Origin of the sequence: Pseudomonas brassicacearum (assembly GCF_009601685.2) — a bacterium.
Lineage (GTDB): Bacteria > Pseudomonadota > Gammaproteobacteria > Pseudomonadales > Pseudomonadaceae > Aquipseudomonas > Aquipseudomonas kilonensis_B.
Genome location: NZ_CP045701.2, coordinates 2,459,953 through 2,479,336 on the forward strand (window position 1 = coordinate 2,459,953; position 19,384 = coordinate 2,479,336).

The following is a 19,384-nucleotide window of genomic DNA, read 5'->3' on the forward strand; positions in this document are numbered from 1 at the left end:
CGGCTGCAAATGGCTTCAATAACGATTTCCTGTCTTTTCACGGCAACGTCCGGGTACGGCCAGGACCTGCCAACCGCAGCGGGTCTCGAAAACGCCACCGTCACAGTGGTTCAAGCGCAGGAAGTCGTTGCCAGGGCCTCCCTTGGCGCCGTGCGCTGGAGCGGCCCGGTATCCGGCCCGCAAGCCCAGCGGGGCAAGAGCATCGCGCTGGTTGCAGAAGATTTGCGTAACGGAGGCATTGTCGGCGTCGCGCAGGGGGCCCGTGAGGCCGCCAGCGCGTTGGGCTGGACGCTGAAGATATTCGATGGTGCCGGCTCATCGGCCGGGCGCGCAAAAGCCTTTTCCGATGCCCTGGCCGCGAAGCCTGACGGCCTCATCCTGTGCGGCTCCGATGCCCTTGAGAACAAGGCGGCGCTGCTGCTCTTCGCCAACAAGGAGGTGCCGGTGGTTGGCTGGCACGCCGGGGTGCGCCCCGGGCCGATTGAAGGCACTCCGGTGGCCATGAACGTCACGACCGACCCGCTTGAAGTGGCGCGCCTCACGGCCATGGCGGCAGTGGCGCAGTCAGACGGACGCGCCGGCGTGGTCATCCTGACCGACTCCAAGTACAGCATTGCCATGGCGAAAGCCAAGGCCATGGAAGACGTCATTCGGGCCTGTCGTGAATGTACGTTGCTGGAGGTGCGCGATGTGGCGATCTCCGAAAGTGGCGAGAAGATGCCGGCGATCACCAAAGAATTGCTTCAGCGCTATGGCAAGCGCTGGACCCATACGTTGGCCATCAACGACATCTATTTCGACTACTCGATTGCCTCGCTGACCAGCGCCGCCATACCCAGTGACGGCATCAGTCTGTTGTCTGCCGGTGACGGCAGCGCTTCGGCTTTCTTGCGCATACAGGCAAAAACCTACCAGACCGTTACTGTGGCCGAGCCGCTCAACCAGCATGGCTGGCAAGTGATGGATGAATTGAACCGATTGTTTGCAGGTCAACCAGTGAGCGGCTTCGTCGCGCCGATTCACTTGGTCAATGCCGACAATATCGCCTTCGATGGCGGGAAAAAATTCCAGTACGATCCTGACAATGGCTATCGAGACATCTATCGCCACCAATGGAATCCCTGATGTTGGACATGACTTCCCGGCTTGGACGCCAGCTATTGCCACAATCGCTGCGCGCACAATTCACCCTGGCGTTCCTGACGCTGGCGCTGCTGATCCTGGCAGCGGGCGCCACGGCGGTCTACGCGTTGCGCACCTCAAACAGCGCCACTGGTCAACTGACGGATGAACGACTGGTCCGCATGCAAAATGGGCAAGACATGGTGCAGCGCACCTTGCTGATCGAACGCCAGACCGACCAGCTGCTGACAACCCGTTCCCCAGACATCCTGCGTTCAAGCTATGCGGCGACCGTCGAACAGCTTGAAGCCCTCGATCAACGGGTGCAGCAACTGACTGCCGCGAACAGTGGCGTGGCGATACTCGACATGCATCAGTCGAGTCAGATGTTCCGCAATACCGCTAACATCGTTGCGCAGTTGCGAGAAAGCCTGCTGCAAACCGAAGTCAGCTTCGAGCAGGCCCTGGAGGATCAAACCGCCCGATTAACGGCGACCCAGACCCGGGCCAGCCTCGAACTGGCGGTGCTGCTTTTCGATCTGCCGCAGGCGGTCGACAGTGAGGCCGTGCAACGGCTGCGGACCCGCTACGAGCACCTGTCACGCACCGCAGGCATGTTACCCGACGCTGATGTGCAGACGCCGGATCTCTTTTCCCTGCGCCAGACGCTCATCAATCAGCAGGACGTCCTGCAGCGCTTCAATGAGCAACTCAATGAGGAGGCCGGGGTCCTCGTCGCGCTGGCCCGTACGCAATCGGACGCCTACACCCAAGACTATCGCGATGCGGTGCAGCGCCTGGTCGAGGCCTCCAATCGCAGCCAGCAATGGGTGCTGATCATGTTGGGCGCCAGCCTGGTGTTCGCCTGGTTCGTGACCCGGGTTTTCATGGGCCGCCATGTGCTCGTGCGCCTGAATGAAATAAGCCGGCAATTGCGTCAGGAACACACGGACAAAACGCATCTGTTGATGGCCGACCATGGGAAGGACGAGATCGGCAACATGGCGCGGGCGGTGAATCAATTTCTCAAAGACCGGCTTCAGCTGGAGAAAAGAACGGCCCAACTGAGTATCGCCACAGAGCGGCTCGCCGTGCAAAACGACCGATTGGAGCAGGAGGCCATCGTTCGGGCCGGACAAGGTCATGTCCTGGAACTGATCGCCAGGAGCACCGAGCTTGCAGAGGTGCTCGACAGCCTGGCGCACCTGGTCGAGTCCCAACTGGAGGGCATGAAGGTGTCCATCCTGGTGCTGGACGAGGAGGGCAAGCACCTGCTGCACGGGGCTGCACCCAGTTTGCCGAAAGCCTATAGCGAACTCATCGACGGGATCGAGATCGGTCCGAGCGTCGGCTCCTGCGGTACCTCGGCCTATCGCCGAGAGCCGGTCATCGTCACGGACATCGACCAGGATCCACTGTGGCAAGCGTACCGTTCACTCGTTGCGCCCTATGGGTTTCGCGCCTGCTGGTCGACGCCGATCCTGTCCCATGAGCGCAAGGTCCTGGGTACGTTTGCCTTGTATGCCAACACCGTACGCAGCCCCAGCGCGGCCGAGACGCAACTGATCGACATGGCGACACCGCTTGCTGGCATTGCGATAGAACGCCAACTGACCGAAAAGCGCATTCGCTTCATGGGCGATCATGACGCCCTGACCGGGCTGCCGAATCGCACGCTGCTCGAAGACCGTCTCAAGCAGGCGATGCTATATGCCCAGCGCTACAACCGGTTGGTGACCGTGGTGTTTCTCGACCTGGACAAATTCAAACTGGTGAATGACAGCCTTGGGCACAGTGCCGGGGACGAACTGCTGAAAACCGTCGCCCAGCGCATGTTGGGGTGTGTACGGCGTATCGACACGGTCGTGCGACTGGGCGGCGACGAGTTTGTGATCATCCTGTTCGACCAGCCCTCGGACCTGGACGGCGTGACGCCAGTGCTGCACAAAATCCAGGAAGCCATCCTGCGGCCGATTCAACTCAGCGGCCATACGCTCCATGTCACCTGCAGCATGGGGTTGTCCACTTACCCGGCCGACGGCACGGATACCGACACGCTGCTCAGCAATGCGGACGCCGCCATGTACCGGGCCAAGGAGCTGGGGCGCAACAGCTTCCAGTTCTATACGAGCGAGATGAATAACAAGGTCCAGGGCAAGCTCGCCATGCAGGACGGGCTGCGAAGCGCACTCAATAACGACGAGTTCCTGCTGCTGTACCAGCCACAAGTGGATTTGCAGTCAGGCCAGATCATCGGCGTGGAGGCATTGATCCGCTGGCAGCATCCCGAGCTGGGCATGGTCTCTCCCATCAAATTCATTCCCCAGGCCGAAGAGACCGGGTTGATCGTGCCCATCGGCGACTGGGTGATTCATACCGCCTGCAGACAGAACAAGGCGTGGCAGGATGCCGGTTGGCCGCCGATCACCATGTCGGTGAACATTTCCGCCCGACAGTTCATCGAAAGGGACCTGATCGACCGGGTGATGCATGCCTTGCAGGAAACCGGCCTGGACCCGATGTACCTCGAGCTGGAACTGACCGAAAGCCTGATCATGCAAGACCTTCAGCAAGCCATCAGCAAAATGAAGGCCCTGCAAGCCATGGGGATCAGCCTCTCGATCGACGACTTCGGCACTGGCTATTCCAGCCTCGCCGCACTGAAAAGTTTCCCGATCGCCAGACTCAAGATCGACCAGTCGTTCGTGCGCGATCTGCCCGACAACGAGAACGACAAAGCCATCGCCACCGCCGTGATTTCGTTGGGGCACAAGCTGAACCTCAAGGTCATTGCCGAAGGTGTCGAAACCCAGGAACAGCAAAGCTTCTTGCGTGATAACGGCTGCGATGAAATCCAGGGGTACTTTTTCAGCAAAGCGGTCAGCGCGCAGGAAATCGGTTTGTTGCTGCGTACCCACCGGGTACCTCAAGCGAGCCGCCTGGCGAGCCCTGGTTCGCCCAGGCAAAACAAACGCGATGTAAAACGCCCGAGCGGTCCAATGTCTGGGAATTGATGACGCAGCGTGCTGTAGCGCTGCTGTGCCAGGCCAAGTGCATATCTGGCAATCGATATATTGCCTGTTCGCCGGTTACCGCAACGAGGACATCATCCTAGCGCTCCAGAATGAACTCCACTCGACGGTTGCGCGCGCGACCTTGGGTTGTTGAGTTGTCGCCTAAGGGACGGGTGTCTGCATAGCCGACTGCGGTAAGGCGGTCGCTGTTGATGCCGTTGCTCTGCAGGTAGCGCACGACGCTGCCGGCGCGGGCGCTGGAGAGTTCCCAGTTGGAGGGGAAGCGTGAGCTGCGGATGTCCTGTGTGTCGGTGTGGCCGGCGACGATGACTTTGTGTGGGACGCTTTCGAGTATCGGTATCAGCCGTTGCAGGACTCTCAGACCGCCGAGGTTCAGGTCAGACTGGCCGGAGGGAAAGATGATCTCACTGCTGATCCGGAAGCTGACGGCGCTTTCGCTGGCGACCACTTCAATATCGCTGCCCAGCTTGTCCAGCGGCAGTTCATTGAGCAGATCCTCAACACTGGGTTTGACCGGAGCCGGGGGCGCAGGGATTACAGTGGCGGGCTCAGGGGCTGGCACCTCGATCGTCGTGGCGACTGAGGCGACCAGGTCCGGGGCTACGGCTTCAGTCGCGGTTATGGGTTCTGGCGTGGGTTCCGGTTTTGGTTCGACCGCTGTCTTGGCCTGCGGCGCGAGCAACAATGCCCCGGGCGGATCCAGTCGGGTCAGTTCTTTTGCGTTGAAAATCTGGCTCAGGTTGAAGTCGCCTTGGTGTGGGTGGTCATGACCCCTGCCGGCCATGGCCAGCATGGCCATGGTGACTACCAGCAACAGCGTCATCATGTCCAGGTAGGTCATCATCCAGGCGTCGCTCTCGGTGTCCTCCGAGGCATTGGCAATCGCTGCCGCTGCTGCGGTTTGCCGTTTCAGGCCACGATGACTCTGCCGAGCCTGCATAAGCTCTATTTCAAGGGCCCGGTGACGAGCCAGCCAGTGCTGATGATCGGTCACAACGTTTCCCGAAGCGTAGCCATTGAACGCACTCATGTTCGCAGGTTCCACTTGATGGGCATTCGCTTGCGGCTCAGGCGAGGAGGGGCGTCACGCAGTTCGTTCTGATGTTGGGCGACGAAGGATTTCAGCGTTTCACGCATCAGGCCCGGGCTGCGCTTATTGGACATCATGGAAATGCCCTGCAGGATCATGTTCATCAGCACCACCCGCTGTTCAGTGCGGCGCTCGAGTTTGACCGCGACCGGTTTGAACACCAGGTTGGCCAGCAGCACGCCGTAAAGGGTGGTCATGAGGCCGACGGCCATTTGCCTGCCAATGGTGATCATGTCGCCGTCGCCGAGCACAAACATGAGGTTCACCAATCCCACCAGTGTGCCCAGCATGCCGAAGGCCGGGGCGTAGCTGGCCATGACCCGAAACAGTTGCGCCTCGGCCTGTTCCTTGGCGCGCAGTCTTGAAATGCGCCATTGCAGCAGTTCAAGGATGTCGTCTTCCGGTGTCTTGTCTATGACCAGTTGTACGCCGCAACGCAGGAAAGGATTCTTGACCTGATCCAGTGCTCCTTCAACGGCTCGCAAGTCGCCGTCGATCCACAGGCGCGACAGGCTGACCAGCTCATTGATGTCTTCCTGGGTGTACTCGCGCTCGTTGCGGATCACCGTTTTGATGAGGCTGAAGATTCGCAGCACTTCGCTCAGCGGATAGCTGATGAAGGTCGCGGCAAACGTGCCGACCACCACAATGCCCAGGCTCGGTATATCAATGAACAGCCCGGGTTGCTGCGCGGAAAACACCAATAGAACGGCCAGCAGCAAGAGACTGGCGAGCATACCGATCAGGGTTGAGGGGTTCATGCGGCACTCCTGGGGACAACGCTCGGCACCTTCGACGTGGCGTGGGTGCGATTAAGGCAAGGCTGGCTTTATACCGTGGCCGGTGCTGTTTCAAACCCGCTAATACAGCCACTTTTCCTGGCGAAATCTGCGCTACGGAAAATGGCTGTCGAGTCTGCAAGGGGAGAGAACATCGCGTTCGAAATTTTTTTCAGGGTTGGCTAAAGGTGAGTGATCGGATCGCCGATGTTCGCAATGTCTGTACGGCAACGGCGCTGAAAGCAACGGGCGTCGGATTCTGAATGTGTCACTAGCACCTCCCCACGAGAAGGAACTGCAAAATGTCAGTTATCAATACCAACATCACCTCGTTGATCGCTCAACAAAACCTGAACGCTTCGGAAAACAGCCTGAGTACTTCGATCGAACGTTTGTCGTCCGGTCTGAAAATCAACAGCGCCTCCGATGACGCCGCTGGCCAGGCGATCGCCAACCGCATGAGCTCGCAGATCACTGGTCTGGAGCAGGCGAGCAGCAACGCCAGCGACGGCATCTCCCTGGCGCAGACCACCGAAGGCGCCCTGGATCAGGTCAACGACAACCTGCAGCGTATTCGTGAGTTGGCCGTTCAGGCCTCGAACGGCACCAACTCCCAGTCCGACTTGCAGTCGATCCAGGACGAGATCACCCAGCGTCTGGACGAGATCGACCGTATCTCCGAACAAACCGCGTTCAACGGCGTGGATGTATTGGCGTCCGACCAGACGATTACCATCCAGGTGGGGGCGAACGATGGTGAGACCATCGATATCAAACTGAGCGAAATCAACGCCGAAACGCTGGGGCTGGGGGACTTCAACGTCAACGGCTATGACACGACGCTGACCGCGGCGACCTTGTCGGACGAATCGGGCACCGCGATCACTTCGACCAACACCAGCTACGTCGACAAGTCTGGCACCACCATCAGTGGCGGCACCTTGTCCACAGACGCCGATGGTGACTACTTCCTGACCGTGGACGGTAAAACCTACGCGGCCGAAGTCACGCTGACGACCAGTGGCACCACCACCACGGCGAGCATCAGCATCGACACGGAGAACGCGGTTACCAAGAAGTCGACAAACACCCTGACCACGCTCGACAGTGCGCTCAATACCGTCGACTCCATGCGTTCGGACCTTGGTGCGGTGCAGAACCGCTTCGACTCGGCGATCACCAACATTTCGACCACCACCACCAACCTGACATCCGCCCGTTCGGGTATACAGGATGTGGACTACGCCACTGAAGTGTCGGCGATGACCAGTGCCCAGATTCTTCAGCAAGCAGGTACCTCGGTATTGGCCCAAGCCAACTCCATGCCGGAGCAAATGCTGTCTCTGCTGCAGTAAACATCAGGCATTCGTCGCACGCGTCAGGAAGGGGCCAGCGCCAGCTGAGCCCCTTTTTTTCGTTGTCTGGTCACCACGCAATACCGCGTTATCGCGGGGCTGGCGTGGGTTTATCCGGGCTTTGCCGCAGCAAGTGGCGCGATAGCATTGCGGCAGACTTTTCCTTTGCGAGGCTGTCCTTCATGCCCAAGCCCTTACGCGGCCGATTGCACAAAAAAACCACCTCTGCGACCTCAAATCGTGCCGCGGATACGCGAGACCTCGCCCAGGCGCGACGGCTGAGCCAGCAGCGTCCGCGTGACCCACAGGTATGGAAAGACTTGGGCAATCTGGAGTTCAAGGCCGAGCCTGAGCGAGCACTGGCCAGTTTCGAGCGAGCACTGAGCCTGCTGCCCGACGACCCACAGACGTTGGAGTTGGTGGCCAAGGCGGCGCAAAAGCTGGGTCAGGCCGATCGGGCCCAGGCGCTTGCCCTCCAGGCCCTGGGAATAGAACCCGATTTCGCAGCAGGCCATCATCGCTTGGCCACGCTTTATTTTGAAAAAGGCCAGTTCGCCAAAGCCTTGCAGCACATCGAGCGGGCACTGGATATTTCCCCCGATGACTGTCGCATGCAGTCCAGGAAAGGCTTGGTCCTCAATCGGCTTGAGCGCTACAGCGAGGCCATCGCCGTGTTCGACAAGCTGATCGTGCGAGAACCGGGTGACTACAGTCACTGGAACAATGCGGCCAATCTGTACAAGGACATCGGTCGGTTGGCCAAGGCCGACGAGTACTATCAAAAGGCAGTGTCGCTGGCCCGGCGCAAGGATGTACTGCCGTACTCCAATCGCCTGACGTCGCTGCATTACGATCCTGAGCGCAGTCGCGACTACATCTTCGAGGTCTGCAAGCAATGGCAGTCGCGCTTCGGGCCGAAATCCGTTCCGCCACGGCCCGAGGCACAGGATCGAGCCCCGGACCGATGCCTGCGTATCGGTCTGGTGTCCGATGGCTTGCGCCAACATCCGGTGGGCAACATGATCGTGGGGGTGCTGGAGAAGCTGCCACGGCATCAGTTTGAATTGTTCGCCTACAGCACCAGCCAGGTATGTGATCACTTGACGCGACGCATTCGCGCGACGGTTCAGCAATGGCTCGCGATCAAGCATATGGATGAGCACACCCTGGCCCAGCGCATTCGTGACGACCGGATCGATATCCTGATCGACTTGTGCGGTCACAACGCCGGCAACCGGATGGGCACCATGGCCTTGCAACCGGCACCATTGCTGGTCAAGTGGGTGGGCGGGTTGATCAATACCACGGGGCTGGACGCGATCGACTACCTGCTCAGCGACCGCATCGAGTCGCCTGAAGGCGAGGATGCGTACTACACCGAAAAACTCATTCGCCTGCCCGACGATTACATCTGCTACGACCCACCGCCCTACACACCGGACATCAAGCCGTTGCCGGCGCTGGAGAACGGATTCATCACTTACGGATGCTTCAATAATCCAACCAAGGTCAATGATGTCCTGTTGGCGCAATGGGCGAAATTGATGCTGGCGACGCCTGCATCGCGCTTGTTGCTCAAGGGCGGGGCATTCGGCAACAGTGAGCTGCGCGAACATGTGCATGGTTTCATGGCCCGCCAGGGCATCGACCCTGAGCATGTGCTCGTGGAGGGGCCGGTCGGTCACAAGGCGCTGCTGGAGGCTTACAACCGTATCGATATTGCGCTCGATCCCTGGCCTTATTCCGGCGGCTTGACAACCTGCGAGGCTTTATTGATGGGCGTGCCGGTGGTCACCTTGCCGGGGCCGACCTTCGCCGGGCGCCATTCGGCCACCCACCTGGTCAATGCCGGTTTTCCAGAATTGGTGGTCAACAGTTGGGATGAGTACCGCCAGCGGGTGATCGGCCTGGCCGGGGATGTGAAAAGCCTTTCGACGATCCGCGGGCACTTGCGTGACGTGCTGATGCGTTCACCGGTCTGTGACAGTCGGCGTTTTGCAAACCATTTCAGTAGCGCCATGCGGGCCATCTGGCAGCGTTATTGTGAGGGTAAGCCCGCGGCGGCCTTGACGCTGGACACGCAGGGGCAGGCCAGGTTCAGCGATGAGGCCGATAACGTGGACCTCCAGCACCCCATTGCGCCACTTGAAGAGCAGGGGTTCAGTTTCAAATTTCAGGGCAAGATCGTTACGCTGGATCATGGGGCGACACTGGTGGCTTCGGCGCAGTTTGTCGAGTTGCAAAGGCTGGGCGCTTTTTCGACGATTGCATTCGATCCGGCCAGTCGCGTAGCCAATGCCAAGCAATTGGGGCAGATGGGCGAACTGCATCATTACCCCCATGCGGCATTGGGTGATGGTCGGGCGACGACCCTCTATGCGTGCCTTGATCCGGCCATGAGCGCCACGCTGGAACCTCTGGGCGCGGCCCATCCGGATTCCGGTTCCAAAGTCCTGGCCAAGCTTGCACTGCCGACACTGAAGCTCGACAGCATCAAGGGTTTGCAGTCCGTTGACTGGCTGTTGCTGGACAACCTGAGCAACAGCGTGGCCGTCATTGAACATGGTACGCGGCGGCTGGCCGATACGCTGCTGGTGCAGGCGCGCATCAACTTCACACCGACCCATCGTCAACAATCCGATATGGGGCTTATCAGCAAAAGTCTTGCGCGACTGGGTTTCAGTTTCTATCGATTGAACAAACTCCAGCACGCCAGCCATCTGCCGCAGGACGAGCATTGCGTGCAACTGCGCGCGTCTCATCTGGTCTGTGCAGACGCATTGTTCCTACCTGACGCGGCGCGACTGGCGTCACTGTCGGACAACCAGCGTTTGAAGCTGGCGTTCATCCTGCACACGGTATATGGCGTGCATGATGTGGCGACGCAACTTATCGCGGCAATGGACAGTGATTTGGCGCAGCAGTATCGCCAGCATTGCCAGGGTTCATCGCCGTCCCGCCCGGCCGCTGCGGCGCAGCGGGGCGAAGCAGGCGCCACAGGCAGCGATACCCCCACGTCAAGTGCCGCGCAGGCACTGATAGAGGAACCCCAGGTGACGTTCCCCGAGGAGGTCGCGGTTTATCTCAGGCGCATTTATTCGCAGGCGTCGGTGATTCTGGAATACGGCAGTGGTGGCTCGACCATCATTGCCGCCAGGATGCCAGGCAAATCGGTCATTTCGGTAGAAAACGACGCGCATTGGGCCAAGAACATGCAGGACTGGATCGCCAGTGCTGAGCTGCCATCGCGGCCGGTGATCTATCCCGTCGATGTCGGCGAAACCGGAAAGTGGGCGCGGCCAAAAAACGCCCGGGCCTGGAAACGATTCCACACTTACCCACTGAAGGTCTGGGACGAGCCGTTTTTCCAGGAGCCCGATGTCATTCTGATCGATGGACGCTTTCGGATTGCCTGCTTCGTGACTGCCTATCTGCGGGCGAACAAGCCGATGATCGTGCTGTTCGATGACTACCTCGACCGCCCTCACTATCACGTGGTCGAGCGATTGCTGGCGCCGACCGAGTTTGTCGGTCGGATGGCCAGGTTTGACTTGCGTCCTCTGACTGAAGTACCCCGGTCGGAGTTGACCTGGCTGGTGGGGAGCTATAACGAGGTGGCCTACGCCGAGTGACGGATGGAACGTTCCCATGGGGACATGGGAACGTTGTCGCTGAGGAGCCGGGGAGGCGGTGATGACGCCACGCTCACCTGCCGATTGCCGAATAGGTCAATCCGGCGTCCAGCAGAGCCTTTGGTTCGTACAAGTTGCGCCCATCGATCACCACGGCAAGCTTGAGTTGCTGTTTGAGCCAGGTGAAATCGACGCTGCGAAAGGCTTTCCACTCCGTGCAGATCACCAAGGCATCGGCACCCTTGACGGCTTGTATACGGTCTGCGGCCAACAGCAAATCGTCGCGTTCGCCATAGATGCGCCGACACTCCAGCATCGCTTGCGGGTCGTAGGCCTGTACCTTGGCGCCAGCGTTCCATAAGGACTCCATCAAGTCTCTGCTGGGGGCGGCGCGCATGTCGTCGGTGTTGGGTTTGAACGCCAGTCCCCACACGGCAATGGTTTTATACCGCAACTGACCGTCCAGGGCCCGTTCGAGCTTTTTGAACAGGGAGTTTTTCTGTCGCTGGTTGATCGCTTCGACCGCTCTGAGCAATTGCGGGTCGTAGCCGACATCCTGGGCCGTGCGACTGAGGGCTTGTATGTCCTTGGGGAAACACGAACCGCCATAGCCGCAACCGGGGTAGATAAAGTCATAGCCGATCCGCGGATCGCTGCCGATGCCATGGCGAACTTCTTCTATGTCCACCCCAAGGCACTCGGCGAGGTTGGCCATTTCATTCATGAAACTGATTTTTGTCGCCAGCATGGCGTTGGCGGCGTACTTGGTCAGCTCGGCGGCGCGCAGGCTCATGAACATCAGCTTGTCGTGATTGCGGTTATAGGGGGCGTAGCACTCGCGCATGAGGGCTTTGACCGCGTCCGACCCGGTGCCGACGATGATGCGTGCGCCGCGGGTGAAGTCGTCGATGGCGGCGCCTTCTTTCATGAATTCCGGGTTGGAACAGACCTCGAACGGCAGTTGCACACCGCGATCGGCCAGCGCAGCGCGAATGCTCGCCTGGACCTTTTCCCCGGTGCCAACCGGGACGGTGGATTTGTCGACGATGACCTTATAGCCCTGCATGTGCTGACCAATGTTTCGTGCTACGGCCAGCACATATTGCAGATCGGCGCTGCCGTCCTCGTCGCCCGGAGTACCCACGGCAATGAACAGCAGATCGGCGAAGGCAACGGTTTGTGCGGCATCAGTGGAGAACAACAGGCGCCGAGCCTGGACATTGGTATGGATCAGTGCGCTCAGACCGGGCTCATGGATCGGTACTTCGCCGTTGCGCAGCAGTTCGATGCGTTGGGGGTCGATGTCCATGCACATCACTTCATGGCCGACATCGGCAAGGCAGGCACTTGCCACAAGCCCCACATAACCTGAGCCGAATACGCTGATTTTCATGGTTCTCTACTCCGCCATGCTTGCGCGTAGGCGGGCAATGGCCTGGCTGTGCAACTGGCAGACGCGAGACTCGCTGACGCCTAGCACCAGGCCAATTTCCCGCAGGTTGAGTTTTTCGTGGTGGCACAGCGCGAGCAGCAGTCTTTCCCGCTCGGGGAGGGCGTCAATGGCGCGCATGAGGTGGGTGCGGTTGCGATCGTTGACCAGTTCGGCGAAGGGGGTGATATGCCGGGAGCATGTCTCATCGATGTGCTCTTCGTTCACATCGTCGATGGGCAGCATCTGGCTGCCGTTGGTGTCGCTGAGTACCTGATGATACTGGGCAAGTGTCAAACCCATTGCGTCCGCGATTTCACGCTCTTTGGCCGGCCGCCCCAGGCTTTGCTCCACGCGATGCATGGCATTTTCGAGCGCGCGCGCGTTGCGGCGCACGCTGCGAGGCACCCAGTCACGGGTACGCAGTTCGTCGATCATGGCGCCGCGGATACGCTGCGAGGCGTAGGTTCCGAACGTCGCCCCCACGTTCAAGTCATAGCGAGTCATCGCATCAAGCAGGCCAATGCTGCCGGCTTGAATCAAATCATCCAGCTCGATATTGGCTGGCAACCGCGTTTTCAAACCTAATGCTTGCCGTCGGACCAAGGGTAAATACTGCTGGAGCAATTCCTGCTGGTTCATCTTGCCCTGTGCCGTATACATCGTGCGCGCCTGCGAAAGACAAAAAAATGGCAATGAGCATCCGCACAGTTGGAAGCCGTGTGATGCCTGGAGTCGTAATATCAGGATTATTACCGCTCCCCCGAGCCCCTTAAGCGTGGAACAGCCATGCGCTACACGACATGTTCCCCGCTTAGGTGTGCCAGCCAATGACGAATGACTCAGTGGCCTGCTTCATCGACGAGCAACAATCGAATGCCGAGATAACGTCGGGCTGCATCCTGCAAGTTGCCGAGCAGGCCCTGTCGGGAAAACCCGGGGTGCAGCGCCAGTACCTGGTTGGGGCCACCTTGCTCGCCGAGCTGGCGCAAGGTCTGGAACGTCCGGCGGAAAGCATCCAGGTCGCTGTCGACCCACAGGCCCCAGCACGGTTGCCGCTGGGCCAGTGCTTGCAGGTCCTGGCGACTGTTGCACACAGGCAGTACGCGCCAGCGGTTGGGGTGACCGACCCAGGGGTGACCCTGGTGGTGCCAGCGTTCCAGGGTTTGATAAACCTGGCCTGCCATCTGCGCCGAGCCGAACAACATCAAGGTTCGATCTGGCGGCGTTGGCGATAACCGTTCGACCTCTCGGACCGTCGCAGTGGGGGCGGCCTGGTTTTGCCTGGCCCAGCGCCGCAGGCCGGCGGCCTGATCCAGGGTGTCCACCGCAGATAGGAACTGGGGGCCAGTCATGTGCAAATACGGGTGGGAGGGTTGTGCATGCGGCTCAAAGCATCGTTGATCGTCAGTAAATGCAACAAGCTTTCAAGGAGCCCCGATGCGTTGTCAGTGCGCTTTTCAGGCAGCAGACCCACCAGTTGAGTGCGTGCCTGAAAGGCCCAGTCCTCGCTGTCGTTGCTCAGTCGCACGGCGGTTGCGGCCAGTCCGGCCGCCAGGTACACGCGAATTTCGGCATTCAGGTGCGGCTGAATGCCGGTCAATAGCGTCCAGCCACGCCCGGTGAGCCTGGCCAGTTCATCATGCTTCAATTGCAAGATGAGATCGGCCATCTGACCCTGCAAAGCTTCTTGTATGTCGCCGCTGGCCAACCACCAACGTTGCCCCAGGCACTGGCCGCCATGGCTGTCATGCAGCGTGCCGAACCAAGCGCGCAAGGGGGCGTGAGGCGCGCCCTTGAGCGTGACCGGCAGATGGCTCAGGTTCAGGCGCACGTTGCGGCCGCGGTACCTGAGCTCATGAACAGTCACCTCGTCGCAGCAGCTGAGCAACGTGCCAAGGGGCTTAAGCTCACCTTGATGGACGACCCGCTGGCGACCTTTGACGGGGCTTAACCACGTCTGCCCGTTATGACGCAATACTTCAAGTACTTGTGGGCTCGGGCAGGCGGACCACACATGACGATGGGCCGGCCAGCGCGGCTGGCACCAGTCCAAGCGTGGTTGCGGACCGATCGGCATTCGGTGTGTCAGCCATGGCCGGGCCTCCAAATGAGCAGCGTTGTCCACCGTTAACAGAGGCATGTTCCACGTGGCTCCGGGCATGGGGCGAGGCGTTCCCCACAGCAGCAGGCCATTGGGTTCGGCAGGCGTCCAACGCTCCTGCGTGCTCAGGAACGCCGCCCAACGCTGGTGCTGCACCGCTTGGGGCAGATCCATCAGCGGCCAGGTATCGAGCAGTTGCGCAAACCCTGCGATCTGTTGACTCAAGCTGCTGCGCAACGACGAAATAATCCGGCTCTGGCTCAATAAACCGCGCACGAGCGCGTCCAGTTGCCGAGGCGTCGAGACGTCCGGTTTTGCAGCGAACAGCGACGGGTGAGAGAGATCCAATGCTTGTTGCAGGAATGTCGACGCGGCGGGTAGCTGCAAGTCCTCAGGTACTTGCTGGCCGACGGACAAGTAATTCAGGCACAGGCCGTGGCGGATAATGATATCCAGCGCCGGCCCCAGCCGTGCGGCCTCATCGCATTTGCTGAGGATGCAATCATCCAGTCGGCAACCGGCAGCCAGCGCGGCACTGCGATAGATTTGCACCACTTCTTCGAGGGTGTCGCCGTGGCTGGTCGCATTGATCACCAGTATCAGTCGCAGGGCCTGGCGGCTTGAGCCCAGTTGGGTGATTTGCTTGAGCAAGCGTTGATCGCGTTGGCTCATGCCTACGGTGTCGATGATCACCAGTCGCTTGTCGGCCAGTTCGGCCAGCAGCGGATCAAGTTCCGCCCCAGGCCCCGGAGTGTGCAGTTCGACACCCAGTAATTGAGCGTAGATACGCAGTTGTTCGTGGGCGCCGATACGAAAGTGGTCCGTGGTGATCAAGGCGACTTGATTGGCGCCATGGCGCATCACATATCGGGCCGCCAGTTTGGCGGTCGTGGTGGTTTTACCCACGCCGGTCGGCCCCACCAGGGCGATGAGACGTGTGTTGTCGAACAGTTCAGCCTCATCGACAAGTTGATTCAGTTGGCTGTCCAGCTTTTGCGCCAACCAGCTTTGCAGCCTGGCTGGGGTGGCGTCAGGGCCCAGCAGCGGGGTAGGCGTCGTGCCGAGTATTTCCTCGCTCAACTGAGCACTGAAACCTGCATCAAGCAGCCGGTTGAGCAATTGGGACCGGCAGCCCAGGTCGGTGCCCGAACGTTGTGTCTGGCGATCGATGAGCTGGCGCATGTCTTGGATTTCGTTCAACAGGCGCTCACTCAGCGTGGCGAAATCCATGACGGTTGCTGATGTGGCGCTCGCCGCCACGGGCCGTTCAACAGGCGGGGGAGATGGCCTGCTGAGCTGGTTGGCGTATGCGGCAGCGGCTTGGCGCGCGCTGACCTGCACGATGTCGTCCGGTTCGGCGAGTGTGGCAAGCGTTGACGCTGCAGCGGCCGGCGGCTGTGCTTCTGGTGCCAGTGCCATGATCTCGACACCGTCTTCGGTCATGCGACTCGACAGGATCAGGGCTTCGTCACCCAAGACAAGACGAACCTGATTCATCGCCTCGCGGCTGTTGGCGCCGATAAAACGTTGGGCACTCACTTGGGCGTTGCTCCTATCACGTTAATCATACGAAGCGTGCGGTCATCCGGCACTTCGCTCAGGGAGATCACCGTCAATTGACGCAAGCGCCGCCGCAAGAAGCGCGATAGCACTGGGCGCAGCTTGTTCGGCACGACCAGCACGGGCGGTTCGCTGCTGACTTCCTGGCGCTTAAGGGCCAGCGAAGTCTGGTGCATCAGGTTGTCTGCCAAGCTAGGCTCCAGCGACCCACCATTGCCCACGGCCTGCATCAGTACCTGTTCAAGGTTGAAGTCCAGTCCGATGACTTTCAGTTCGGGTTTGTTGGCAAACAACTGGTTGACGATCGAGCGGCCCAGGGCGATGCGCACCACGGCGGTCAGCTCTTGCACATCCGGCGGTTGCTGCGCGCCGCCATGTTCGGCCAGGGCATCGAGAATGGTGCGCATGTCACGGATCGAGACGTTTTCTTCCAGCAGGTTCTGCAGCACGCGTTGCAAGACGGTCAGCGTCACCAGCTTGGGCACGACTTCGTCGATCAACCCTTTGCTGTCTGGACCGAGTTTGTCCAGGAGCTTTTGCACTTCGCCGCGGCCGAGCATGTCTTTGGCGTGTTGGTGCAGCAAATGGTTGAGGTGGGTGGCCGTCACGGTGCTGGCGTCGACCACGGTGTAGCCATAAATCTGTCCGTGTTCACGCAAATTCGGCTCGATCCAGATGGCCGGCAAACCAAACGCCGGGTCCACGGCCTCTGTGCCTGCCAACTCGTGGGTGACCTTGCCAGGATTGATGGCCAGCCACTTGCCGGGAAAGATTTCGCCGCGCCCGATCTCAACGCCTTTCAGGCTGATGATGTAGGTGTTGGGTGACAGCTCAAGCTTGTCGCGCACATGCACCACTGGGGGGAGGAAGCCGACGTCCTGGGCGAACTTTTTGCGCAGGCTTTTGATACGTGTGACCAGCTCGCCTTGCTGGCGTACATCCACCAATGGAATCAGTCGGTGGCCCACGCGTAAGCTCAAGGTATCGACCAGCTGCACGTCATCCCATGTGGCTTCGGTACTTTGTGACGCCGATTTGGGCAACAGGGTCTGGATCGAGTTTTCCACGGGCGCCTCCTCCTGTTTGGAGAACCACCAGCCCAGGCCGCCGAGCAATCCGGTGAGGATCAGGAACACCAGGTTAGGCATGCCCGGGACCAGCCCGAGCAACCCCATCACGCCTGCGGTCATCATCAGCACTTTGGGCCGACTGAACAGTTGGCCCATCATCTGTTGGCCCACGTCCTGTTCGGTATTGACCCGCGAGACCGTGACACCCGCGGCGATGGAAATCACCAGGCCAGGGATCTGAGCCACCAGACCGTCGCCGATGGTCAGCATGGTGTAGGTGTGAGCGGCGTCGCTGAAGACCATGTCGTGTTGCAGGATGCCGATGGCCAGGCCGCCGATGATGCAGACCGCCATGATGACCAGGCCCGCTACCGCGTCGCCCCGCACGAATTTGCTCGCGCCGTCCATGGACCCGAAGAAGTCGGCTTCCTGGGCGACCTCCTTGCGTCGTTGGCGGGCTTGCGGTTCGCCGATCAGGCCGGCGTTCAAATCGGCGTCGATTGCCATCTGCTTGCCGGGCATCGAGTCCAGGGTAAAGCGCGCGCCGACCTCTGCGATCCGTCCGGCACCTTTGGTGATCACCATGAAGTTGATGGTGACCAGAATCAGGAACAACGCCAGGCCCACGGCGAAGTTCCCGCCCACCAGGAACTCGCCAAAGGCCTCGATAACCTTTCCGGCGGCATCGGGGCCTGTATGCCCCTCCATTAGAATCACTCGGGTCGAGGCGACGTTGAGCGACAGGCGCAGCAAGGTGGTGAACAGCAACACAGAGGGAAACGCAGAGAAATCCAGCGGCTTCTCCGTGAGCATGCTCACCATCAAGACCATGATTGCCAGGGCAATGTTGAAGGTGAAGAGCAGGTCCAGAATAAACGTCGGCAGGGGGAGGATCATCATCGACAGGATGAGGACGATCAACACGGGCCCGGTCATGATCTTCAGGTCAGTTTTGGCCAGCCAGGAATCAGGTCCGAGTAAGTCGGTCATGCCTTTCATTCGTTCTGCTCATCCTCAGGTTTCGCGTTACGCGGGCCACGCTGGTCCATACCCGGTGGTACGGACAGATTGACCGGGGTCGGTGGAACGTCACCGCCATGCTCATTGACGCGCTTGAGGCGTATGGCCCAGGCGACGACTTCGGCGACAACGGTGTAAAGCTCAATGGGGATTTCACGATCCAGATCGACGTGGAAGTAAAGGGCGCGAGCCAGTGGGGGCGCTTGCAGCACGGGCAAGTCATGTTCCTGGGCGATTTCGCGAATGCGCAGGGCCACATCGTCGGCACCCTTGGCAACCACCCTGGGGGCGCCGTGCTCGTCTTTTCGATAAGACAGGGCCACGGCGAAATGGCTGGGGTTAGTGACGATGACGTCGGCCTTGGGCACCTTGCTCATCATCCGTCGCCGCGCACGTGCCTGCTGCAACTGACGGATTCGCGCCTTGATGTGGGGGTCGCCGTCGGCGTTCTTGTGTTCCTGGCGTTGTTCCTCCTTGGACATGCGCAGGTTTTTCGCGTACGTCCACAACTGATAAGGCGTGTCCATGCCAACGACGATGATCAATGCCGTCACACACATCGCACAGGACTTGGCCGTCAACTCCATGACCGCTGCCAGGGCTTGCTGTGCGGGCATTTGTGGCAAGGCCAGCAATTGCCCTATGTGCGCCTTGAGGAAGAAGTAGAGCACCGTGCCGATCAACGTCGCCTTCGCGATGGCTTTTGCCAGTTCGACCAACACCTGCACGGAAAACAGCCGTGCCAGCCCACTCATCGGATTGACCCTCGAAAACTGCGGCCGTACTGCGGCCAGGGTAATCACCAGTCCTCCCAGTAGCGCCGGTGCGGCCATGGCTGTGAAGGTCATCAGGGCGAAGAACGGGACCAAGGCGAACAGCGCGATCTGGCTCAATGACCAGAGCACACTGAGCATGCGTGCGGTGTCGAACAGTTGTGCGCGTTCGAACAGCAGCGCCTGCTCCATGACCTGACCGAGGTTGTCATACAGTTTGCCGCCCATCATCCACAGCCCGCCGATGCCGGCCAGCAGCATGACGAAGGTGTTCAGTTCTCGAGAGCGTACGACCTGGCCCTGTTCACGGGCCTTCTCTATGCGTCGCGGCGACGCCGCTTCGGTCTTGTCCTCTCTGCTGGTCTCGGCCATGGCTCTCCAAGCGCCTGCGGCGACCCGCGCGACATGTCAAAGG

The 19,384-nt window shown here is 60.0% G+C and carries 12 protein-coding genes; 4 read left to right on the forward strand and 8 right to left on the reverse strand.

Annotation, left to right across the window (positions count from 1 at the left end):
- Nucleotides 1–105 precede the first annotated feature (105 nt).
- Nucleotides 106–1,125: a substrate-binding domain-containing protein gene (locus tag GFU70_RS10815; protein WP_058546305.1), complete on the forward strand. Its 1,020-nt coding sequence runs from the start codon at nt 106–108 to the stop codon at nt 1,123–1,125.
- The gene (locus GFU70_RS10820; RefSeq protein ID WP_153388013.1) at nt 1,113–4,136 is read left to right on the forward strand and encodes an EAL domain-containing protein; all 3,024 of its coding nucleotides are present in this window, start codon (nt 1,113–1,115) and stop codon (nt 4,134–4,136) included. Before GFU70_RS10815 ends, GFU70_RS10820 begins: the two co-directional genes overlap by 13 nt.
- Before the next feature lie 97 nt (nt 4,137–4,233).
- Here GFU70_RS10820 and GFU70_RS10825 read toward each other — a convergent pair whose 3' ends face one another.
- Together GFU70_RS10825 and GFU70_RS10830 are read right to left on the reverse strand one after the other, a co-directional pair.
- A complete protein-coding gene (locus GFU70_RS10825) occupies nt 4,234–5,187 on the reverse strand; it encodes an OmpA family protein (RefSeq protein WP_153388014.1) in 954 nt (317 codons plus the stop codon).
- Nucleotides 5,184–6,008 carry a motility protein A gene (locus GFU70_RS10830; RefSeq protein ID WP_058546302.1) on the reverse strand — a complete coding sequence of 275 codons (825 nt, stop codon included), beginning with the start codon at nt 6,006–6,008 and terminating at the stop codon, nt 5,184–5,186. The genes GFU70_RS10825 and GFU70_RS10830 overlap by 4 nt, the downstream gene beginning before the upstream one ends.
- A gap of 320 nt (nt 6,009–6,328) precedes the next feature.
- Here GFU70_RS10830 and GFU70_RS10835 point away from each other — a divergent pair, with 320 nt between their 5' ends.
- Both GFU70_RS10835 and GFU70_RS10840 read left to right on the forward strand, forming a co-directional pair.
- On the forward strand, nt 6,329–7,381 hold the full coding sequence (locus GFU70_RS10835) for a flagellin (protein WP_116642526.1): 1,053 nt from the start codon (nt 6,329–6,331) through the stop codon (nt 7,379–7,381).
- A 182-nt stretch (nt 7,382–7,563) separates the two neighbouring features.
- The gene (locus GFU70_RS10840) at nt 7,564–11,013 is read left to right on the forward strand and encodes a tetratricopeptide repeat protein (RefSeq protein ID WP_153388015.1); all 3,450 of its coding nucleotides are present in this window, start codon (nt 7,564–7,566) and stop codon (nt 11,011–11,013) included.
- A gap of 73 nt (nt 11,014–11,086) precedes the next feature.
- On the opposite strand, the gene GFU70_RS10845 is transcribed toward GFU70_RS10840, so the two are convergent.
- The 6 genes from GFU70_RS10845 to flhB form a co-directional block, all read right to left on the reverse strand.
- Nucleotides 11,087–12,406 (reverse strand): UDP-glucose dehydrogenase family protein, encoded by a 1,320-nt coding sequence (locus GFU70_RS10845; protein ID WP_058546299.1) that lies wholly within the window; start codon nt 12,404–12,406, stop codon nt 11,087–11,089.
- A 6-nt stretch (nt 12,407–12,412) separates the two neighbouring features.
- Nucleotides 12,413–13,105 carry an RNA polymerase sigma factor FliA gene (locus tag GFU70_RS10850; RefSeq protein ID WP_058546298.1) on the reverse strand — a complete coding sequence of 231 codons (693 nt, stop codon included), beginning with the start codon at nt 13,103–13,105 and terminating at the stop codon, nt 12,413–12,415.
- A 179-nt stretch (nt 13,106–13,284) separates the two neighbouring features.
- Nucleotides 13,285–13,797, reverse strand: a complete 513-nt coding sequence (locus GFU70_RS10855) for a hypothetical protein (RefSeq protein ID WP_226921089.1) — start codon at nt 13,795–13,797, stop codon at nt 13,285–13,287.
- Nucleotides 13,794–16,085, reverse strand: a complete 2,292-nt coding sequence (gene flhF / locus GFU70_RS10860; protein WP_153388016.1) for a flagellar biosynthesis protein FlhF — start codon at nt 16,083–16,085, stop codon at nt 13,794–13,796. The genes GFU70_RS10855 and flhF overlap by 4 nt, the downstream gene beginning before the upstream one ends.
- Nucleotides 16,082–18,175, reverse strand: a complete 2,094-nt coding sequence (flhA, locus tag GFU70_RS10865) for a flagellar biosynthesis protein FlhA (protein ID WP_058546295.1) — start codon at nt 18,173–18,175, stop codon at nt 16,082–16,084. Before flhA ends, flhF begins: the two co-directional genes overlap by 4 nt.
- The gene (gene flhB / locus GFU70_RS10870; RefSeq protein WP_058546294.1) at nt 18,172–19,341 is read right to left on the reverse strand and encodes a flagellar biosynthesis protein FlhB; all 1,170 of its coding nucleotides are present in this window, start codon (nt 19,339–19,341) and stop codon (nt 18,172–18,174) included. Before flhB ends, flhA begins: the two co-directional genes overlap by 4 nt.
- Nucleotides 19,342–19,384: the final 43 nt, after the last annotated feature.

Coding starts and splice junctions, on each gene's coding strand:
- GFU70_RS10820 (WP_153388013.1), top strand. CDS start 1,113: ATGGAATCCCTGATGTTGGACATGACTTCCCGGCTTGGACGCCAGCTA.
- GFU70_RS10825 (WP_153388014.1), bottom strand. CDS start 5,187: ATGAGTGCGTTCAATGGCTACGCTTCGGGAAACGTTGTGACCGATCAT.
- GFU70_RS10830 (WP_058546302.1), bottom strand. CDS start 6,008: ATGAACCCCTCAACCCTGATCGGTATGCTCGCCAGTCTCTTGCTGCTG.
- GFU70_RS10835 (WP_116642526.1), top strand. CDS start 6,329: ATGTCAGTTATCAATACCAACATCACCTCGTTGATCGCTCAACAAAAC.
- GFU70_RS10840 (WP_153388015.1), top strand. CDS start 7,564: ATGCCCAAGCCCTTACGCGGCCGATTGCACAAAAAAACCACCTCTGCG.
- GFU70_RS10845 (WP_058546299.1), bottom strand. CDS start 12,406: ATGAAAATCAGCGTATTCGGCTCAGGTTATGTGGGGCTTGTGGCAAGT.
- GFU70_RS10850 (WP_058546298.1), bottom strand. CDS start 13,105: ATGTATACGGCACAGGGCAAGATGAACCAGCAGGAATTGCTCCAGCAG.
- GFU70_RS10855 (WP_226921089.1), bottom strand. CDS start 13,797: ATGACTGGCCCCCAGTTCCTATCTGCGGTGGACACCCTGGATCAGGCC.
- flhA (WP_058546295.1), bottom strand. CDS start 18,175: ATGAAAGGCATGACCGACTTACTCGGACCTGATTCCTGGCTGGCCAAA.
- flhB (WP_058546294.1), bottom strand. CDS start 19,341: ATGGCCGAGACCAGCAGAGAGGACAAGACCGAAGCGGCGTCGCCGCGA.